The following is a 7,016-nucleotide window of genomic DNA, read 5'->3' as shown; positions in this document are numbered from 1 at the left end:
CCCCAGCACCCCGTCCGCCGCTGCCCCCGCCCTGCCGGCACTCGGCGGCAGGAAGAGCAGCTACCGGGAGCGGGTCGCCGACGCGCTGCGGGCCGCGTTGATCGCCGGGGAACTGCGCCCCGGCGAGGTGTACTCCGCGCCGGCACTGGCCGCCCGCTTCGGTGTCTCCGCGACCCCCGTGCGCGAGGCGCTGCTGGACCTGGCCAAGGAGGGTCTCGTCGACACCGTCCCCAACAAGGGCTTCCGGGTCACCGCGGTCTCCGAGCAACAGCTCGACGAGTACACCCACCTCCGCCGACTCATCGAGATCCCCACGGTCGTGGACCTGGCCAGGACCGCGGACCCGGTCTCGCTCGAGGCGCTGCGCCCGGCCGCACAGGAGATCGTCACCGCCGCCGCGGCCGGGGACCTCATCGCCTACGTCGAGGCCGACACCCGGTTCCATCTGGGCCTGCTCGCCCTCGCGGGCAACGCCCACCTCGTCGAGGTCGTCGGCGACCTGCGGGGGCGCTCCCGGCTGTACGGCCTCACCGCCCTCGTGGCGGCGGGACGCCTGCTCGCCTCCGCCGAGGAGCACCTCGAACTCCTCGACACCCTGCTGGCGCGTGACGAGCCGGCCGTCCGCGAGGTGATGGCCCGGCACCTCGGTCATGTGCGGGGTCAGTGGGCGGCGCCGGGCAGCTGACCCGCTGCACCGGGACGGCACGACACGCAAGCCGTTTGCGTTTCTTGCGCTATTCTTGCGCGCATGACGCGACGACTTGCGGAAGTGGCGAAGAAGGTCGGGGTCAGTGAGGCCACGGTCAGCCGGGTGCTCAACGGAAAGCCCGGAGTCTCCGAAGCCACCCGGCAGGCGGTGCTGTCCGCCCTGGACGTCCTCGGCTACGAGCGGCCCACCCAGCTGCGCGGTGAACGCGCCCGGCTCGTCGGCCTGGTCCTGCCCGAGCTGCAGAACCCGATCTTCCCGGCGTTCGCCGAGGTGATCGGCGGGGCGCTCGCCCAACTGGGCCTGACCCCCGTGCTGTGCACCCAGACCAAGGGCGGTGTCTCCGAGGCCGACTATGTCGCACTGCTGCTGCAACAGCAGGTCTCCGGCGTCGTCTTCGCCGGCGGCCTGTACGCCCAGGCCGACGCCCCGCACGACCACTACCGCCTGCTCGCCGACCGCAACATCCCGGTCGTCCTCGTCAACGCGGCCATCGAGCACCTCGGCTTCCCGGGCGTCTCCTGCGACGACGCGGTCGCCGTCGAACAGGCCTGGCGGCATCTGGCCTCGCTCGGCCACGAGCGGATCGGGCTGGTCCTCGGACCCGGCGACCACATGCCGTCGGCGCGCAAGCTGGCCGCCGCGCGCGCTGTCGCCGGGGATCTGCCGGACGAGCGCGTGGCGCGGGCCATCTTCTCCATCGAGGGCGGTCACGCGGCGGCCTCCCGGCTGATCGACCGGGGGGTCACCGGGTTCATCTGCGCCAGCGACCCGCTTGCCCTCGGTGTGGTACGGGCCGCCCGGCGCAAGGGACTTGACGTCCCGTCGCAGATCTCGGTCGTCGGCTACGACGACTCCGCGCTGATGAACTGCACGGAACCGCCGCTGACCACGGTCCGCCAGCCCATCGAGTCGATGGGCAGGGCGGTCGTCGAACTGCTCAACGCGCAGATCGGCGGCAGCTCGGTGGCGGCCGAGGAACTGTTGTTCGAGCCGGAGCTGGTGGTGCGGGGTTCCACGGCGCAAGCCCCCCGCGACTGAGATCCGCGGACATTCCACAAGGCTGTTAAATAATTTCAGATTCTGCGCGACATCTTGCGTGACGATGTCGTCGGTGCTTGAGTGTGCGGCGCCCACCGCTCCTGCCCAAAGGGGTCACCGATGAGTAGCACCGGGTTCCGCCGTACCTTCCTCACGCTCCTGGCCTGTTCGTCCCTCGCTCTGACCGCCTGCGGGTCCGGCGACGAGGACGACTCGGCGAGCGGGAAGACCCGCATCACGGTCAACTGCATGCCGCCCAAGAGCGCCAAGGTCGACCGGCAGTTCTTCGAGGAGGACATCGCCGCCTTCGAGAAGCAGAACCCGGACATCGACGTCGTCCCGCACGACGCGTTCCCCTGCCAGGACCCGAAGACGTTCGACGCCAAGCTCGCGGGCGGGCAGATGGAGGACGTCTTCTACACGTACTTCACCGATGCCAGGCACGTCGTCGACATCAACCAGGCGGCCGATCTCACCCCGTACGTCAAGGAGCTGAAGAGCTACGAGACCATCCAGCAGCAGCTGCGCGACATCTACACCGTCGACGGAAAGATCTACGGCATCCCGCGCACCGGCTACTCGATGGGCCTGATCTACCACCGCGCACTCTTCGAGAAGGCCGGCCTCGACCCCGACCAGCCCCCTGCGACCTGGGACGAGGTGCGGGAAGCCGCCAGGAAGATCGCCGCCCTCGGCGACGGCACCGTCGGCTACGCCGACTACAGCGCCCAGAATCAGGGCGGCTGGCACTTCACCGCCGAGCTGTACTCCCAGGGAGGCGACGTCGTCAGCGCCGACGGCAAGAAGGCCACCGTCGACACCCCCGAGGGCCGGGCGGTCCTGCAGACCCTGCACGACATGCGCTGGACGGACGAGTCGATGGGCAGCAAGCAGCTGCTCGTCATCAACGACGTCCAGCAGATGATGGGCTCCGGCAAGCTCGGCATGTACCTCGCCGCACCCGACAACATCCCGATCCTGGTCAAGGAGAAGGGCGCCGACTACGAGGACATCGCCATCGCCCCGATGCCGGGCGGCGAGGCCACTCTCGTCGGCGGCGACGGTTACATGTTCAACAAGAAGGCCACGCCCGAGCAGATCCGGGCCGGCCTCAAGTGGCTCGACCACATGTTCCTCACGCCCGGCGACGGGTTCCTCGGCGACTACGCCCGCGCGAAGAAGAACGACGCGCCCGTGGGCCTGCCCGAGCCGCGGCTGTTCAGCGGCGCCGCCGACGAGAAGGACCAGCAGGTCAAGCAGGCCAACGCCAATGTGCCCGTGGAGAACTACCAGGCCTTCCTCGACGGCAACCAGGACCTCGAGATGAAGATCGAGCCGCCGAACGCCCAGCAGATCTACTCCGTCCTCGACGGTGTCGTCTCCGCCGTCCTGACCAAGGAGGACGCCGACATCGACCAGCTCCTGAAGGACGCCTCCGGCAAGATCGACGGCATCCTGGCCCGGAGCTGACGGACCATGACGAGGACGGCTCAGCGGCGGACCGTCGAGAAGGCCGCGGTCCGCCCGGTCCAGGCGCCGCCCCCGGCAGGGGAGCGGGGGCGGCGCCGCCTGGCCGATCAGACCCGCGCGTACGCCTTCCTGCTCGGCGGGCTCGTCTGCTTCGCCCTCTTCTCCTGGTACCCGGCGATCCGCGCGGTGGTGATCGCCTTCCAGAAGTACACGCCGGGCGCACCGGCCGAATGGGTCGGCACCGACAACTTCACCCGCGTCTTCGACGACCCGGAGTTCACGGCCGCCTGGCGCAACACCTTCACCTTCACCCTGCTCGCCCTGCTGATCGGCTTCGCGATCCCCTTCGTGCTGGCCCTCGTCCTCAACGAAATCCGGCACGCGAGGGCGTTCTTCAGGGTCGTGGTCTATCTGCCGGTGATGATCCCGCCGGTGGTCAGCGCCCTGCTGTGGAAGTGGTTCTACGACCCCGGGACCGGCCTCGCCAACGAGGTGCTGCGCCTGGTCGACCTGCCCACCTCGAACTGGTCCAACGGCGCCGACACCGCCCTGGTCTCCCTCGTCATCGTCGCGACCTGGGCCAACATGGGCGGCACCGTCCTGATCTACCTGGCCGCCCTCCAGTCCGTCCCCGGCGAGCTGTACGAGGCGGCCGAACTGGACGGCGCGAACCTGCTGCAGCGCATCCGGCACGTGACGATCCCGCAGACCAGGTTCGTCATCCTGATGCTGATGCTCCTTCAGATCATCGCCACGATGCAGGTCTTCACCGAACCGTTCGTCATCACCGGCGGCGGCCCGGAGAACGCGACGGTCACCGTCCTGTACCTGATCTACAAGTACGCCTTCCTCTACAACGACTTCGGTGGCGCCTGCGCGCTCAGCGTGATGCTGCTCGTCTTCCTCGGCATCTTCTCCGCGCTCTATCTGCGGCTCACCCGCTCCGAAGGGGAGGACACATGAGCAGCACCCGCACCCTTGTCTCCCCGGCCGCCCTGGCCCGCCCGCGTGGCAAGGCCGCCTACTGGACGGTCTTCACCTCCGTCGTGCTGCTCTTCGCGCTCGCCTTCCTGTTCCCCGTCTACTGGATGGTGACCGGCGCGATGAAGTCGCCGGACGAGGTGGCGCAGACCCCGCCCACCCTCGTCCCGAAGGAGTGGCACCTCAGCGGCTACACCGACGCCTGGGAGCTGATGCAGCTGCCGACGCACCTGTGGAACACGGTGGTCCAGGCGGCCGGCGCCTGGCTGTTCCAGCTGGTGCTGTGCACGGCCGCCGCCTACGCCCTGTCCAAGCTGAGGCCGGTCTTCGGCAAGGTGATCCTCGGCGGCATCCTCGCCACGCTCATGGTCCCGGCCCAGGCCCTCGTCGTACCGAAATACCTCACGGTCGCCGACCTGGGCCTGCTCAACGACCCCCTCGCCATCTGGCTCCCGGCAGTCGCCAACGCCTTCAACCTGTACCTCCTGAAGCGGTTCTTCGACCAGATCCCGCGCGATGTGCTGGAGGCCGCCGAGATCGACGGCGCCGGAAAGCTGCGCATCCTGTGGTCGATCGTGCTGCCCATGTCACGGCCGGTGCTCGGCGTCGTGTCGATCTTCGCGCTGGTCGCGGTCTGGCAGGACTTCCTGTGGCCGCTGATGGTCTTCTCGGACACCGGCAAGCAGCCGATCAGCGTGGCGCTGGTGCAGCTGTCGCAGAACATCCAGCTGACCGTGCTCATTGCCGCAATGGTGATCGCCAGTATCCCGATGGTCGCGATGTTCCTGATCTTCCAGCGCCACATCATCGCCGGAATCAGCGCGGGCAGCACGAGGGGCTGACACCGCCCCTCATCGACCCGGAAAGGCAGGCACAGTGGGACAGCCCACCCATGCCCTCACGCAGACCGACTGGTGGCGCACAGCCGTCATCTACCAGGTGTACGTCCGCAGCTTCGCGGACGGCGACGGCGACGGCACCGGCGACCTGGCGGGCGTCCGCGCCCGGCTGCCGTATCTCGCCGAACTCGGCGTGGACGCACTGTGGTTCACGCCCTGGTATCTGTCACCGCTCAAGGACGGCGGCTACGACGTCGCCGACTACCGCGCCATCGACCCGGCCTTCGGCACCCTCGCCGAGGCGGAGAAGCTGATCGCCGAGGCCCGCTCGTACGGCATCCGCACCATCGTCGACATCGTGCCGAACCATGTCTCGGACCAGCACCCGTGGTTTCGGGCAGCGCTCAACGGTGGCCCGGAGCACGAACTGTTCCACTTCCGCCCCGGCCGCGGCGCGCACGGTGAACTCCCGCCCAACGACTGGCGCTCCCAGTTCGGCGGACCGGCCTGGACGCGGCTGCCTGACGGCGACTGGTACCTCCACCTCTTCGCCCCCGAGCAGCCCGACCTCAACTGGTCCCACCCCGCGGTCCGCCAGGAACACGAGGACATCCTGCGCTTCTGGTTCGAGCGCTCAGTCGCCGGCGTGCGCATCGACTCCGCCGCCCTGCTCGTCAAGGACTCCCGTCTCCCGGACTTCGTCGAGGGCCGTGACCCGCACCCCTACGTCGACCGTGACGAACTCCACGACATCTACCGTTCCTGGCGGCGGATTGCCGACGAGTACGACGGAATCTTCGTCGGCGAGGTGTGGCTCCCCGACACCGAACGCTTCGCCCGCTATCTGCGCCCCGACGAACTCCACACCGCCTTCAACTTCTCCTTCCTGTCCTGCCCCTGGGACGCCGACCGCCTGCGCACATCGATCGACGAGACGCTCGCCGAGCACGCCCCGGTCGGGGCGCCCGCCACCTGGGTGCTGTGCAACCACGACGTGACCCGCACGGTCACCCGCTACGGCCGCGAGGACACCGCCTTCGACTTCGCCACCAAGGCCTTCGGCACCCCCACCGACCTCGCCCTCGGCACCCGCCGCGCCCGCGCCGCCGCCCTGCTCTCGCTGGCGCTGCCCGGCGCGGTCTACGTCTACCAGGGCGAGGAACTCGGCCTGCCCGAGGCCGACATCCCGCGCGAGAGCATCGAGGACCCGATGCACTTCCGGTCCGGCGGCACCGACCCCGGCCGGGACGGCTGCCGGGTGCCGCTGCCGTGGGTCGCCGATGCGCCCCACGCCGGATTCGGCGGAGACCCGTGGCTGCCCCAGCCCGCCGACTGGCCGTCGTACGCCGCCGACCGCCAGGCCCAGGACCCGGCCTCGATGCTCACCCTCTACCGCCACGCGATCCGCATCCGCCCCGTCTTCGGCGACAGCCCCCTGACCTGGCTGCCCGCCCCGGACGGAGTCCTCGCCTTCACCCGCGCGGACGGCGTGATGTGCCTGGTGAACCTCGCCGACACCCCCGCCGACCTGCCCCCGCACACAGAACTCCTGCTCGGCAGCGGCCCGTTGGACGACCAGGGCCGACTGCCGAAGGACACCGCGGTGTGGCTGCGTTCCTGACACCGCGACGCGCTATCCCGAACACCCCCACCACGAAGGGATCAGCACATGCACAGGCACACCACCCTCAGATCATCGGCCGTCGCGACGACCGTCGCCCTGGCCGCCGGCATGCTCGTCGCCCTCGGCACACCCACCGCCCACGCCGCCGCGGGCGCCAGCCTGCCCTTCACCTCCGTCGAGGCCGAGTCCGCCACCACGACCGGCGCGAAGATCGGCCCCGACTACACCCAGGGCACCCTCGCCTCGGAGGCCTCCGGCCGCCAGGCGGTCCGTCTCAGCGCCGGCCAGCGCGTCGAGTTCACCGTGCCCCGCGCGGCCAACGCCGTGAACGTCGCCTACAGCGTCCCCGACGGCC

Annotated in this window: 6 protein-coding genes and 1 pseudogene; all 7 read left to right on the top strand. The window is 69.7% G+C overall.

The genetic code is table 11. From position 1 onward, the window contains the following. Positions 1–685, top strand: a 685-nt coding sequence (locus StrepF001_RS43740; RefSeq protein WP_240797988.1) for a GntR family transcriptional regulator, incomplete at its 5' end; no start/stop codon positions are given. Between the two features lie 63 nt (positions 686–748). Then, the gene (locus StrepF001_RS43735; RefSeq protein WP_206307160.1) at positions 749–1,747 is read left to right on the top strand and encodes a LacI family DNA-binding transcriptional regulator; all 999 of its coding nucleotides are present in this window, start codon (positions 749–751) and stop codon (positions 1,745–1,747) included. 120 nt (positions 1,748–1,867) lie between these two features. Next, positions 1,868–3,217, top strand: coding sequence for a sugar ABC transporter substrate-binding protein (locus StrepF001_RS43730; RefSeq protein ID WP_129803634.1), 1,350 nt, complete (start codon positions 1,868–1,870; stop codon positions 3,215–3,217). 6 nt (positions 3,218–3,223) lie between these two features. Beyond that, positions 3,224–4,180 carry a sugar ABC transporter permease gene (locus tag StrepF001_RS43725; protein ID WP_129803633.1) on the top strand — a complete coding sequence of 319 codons (957 nt, stop codon included), beginning with the start codon at positions 3,224–3,226 and terminating at the stop codon, positions 4,178–4,180. Beyond that, positions 4,177–5,040 (top strand): carbohydrate ABC transporter permease, encoded by an 864-nt coding sequence (locus tag StrepF001_RS43720; protein WP_129803632.1) that lies wholly within the window; start codon positions 4,177–4,179, stop codon positions 5,038–5,040. Before StrepF001_RS43725 ends, StrepF001_RS43720 begins: the two co-directional genes overlap by 4 nt. A 34-nt stretch (positions 5,041–5,074) precedes the next feature. Continuing rightward, a complete protein-coding gene (locus StrepF001_RS43715) occupies positions 5,075–6,658 on the top strand; it encodes an alpha-amylase family glycosyl hydrolase (RefSeq protein ID WP_129803631.1) in 1,584 nt (527 codons plus the stop codon). Positions 6,659–6,706: 48 nt separating this feature from the next. Continuing rightward, a pseudogene (locus StrepF001_RS43710) lies at positions 6,707–7,016 on the top strand (mycodextranase); the annotation flags it as partial.

This window comes from Streptomyces sp. F001, from assembly GCF_004187715.1.
GTDB classification, from domain to species: domain Bacteria; phylum Actinomycetota; class Actinomycetes; order Streptomycetales; family Streptomycetaceae; genus Streptomyces; species Streptomyces flavusporus.
The sequence above is the reverse complement of the archived record's forward strand: the minus strand, read 5'-3'. Positions and strand labels throughout refer to the sequence as shown.

Coding starts and splice junctions, on each gene's coding strand:
- StrepF001_RS43735 (WP_206307160.1), top strand. CDS start 749: ATGACGCGACGACTTGCGGAAGTGGCGAAGAAGGTCGGGGTCAGTGAG.
- StrepF001_RS43730 (WP_129803634.1), top strand. CDS start 1,868: ATGAGTAGCACCGGGTTCCGCCGTACCTTCCTCACGCTCCTGGCCTGT.
- StrepF001_RS43725 (WP_129803633.1), top strand. CDS start 3,224: ATGACGAGGACGGCTCAGCGGCGGACCGTCGAGAAGGCCGCGGTCCGC.
- StrepF001_RS43720 (WP_129803632.1), top strand. CDS start 4,177: ATGAGCAGCACCCGCACCCTTGTCTCCCCGGCCGCCCTGGCCCGCCCG.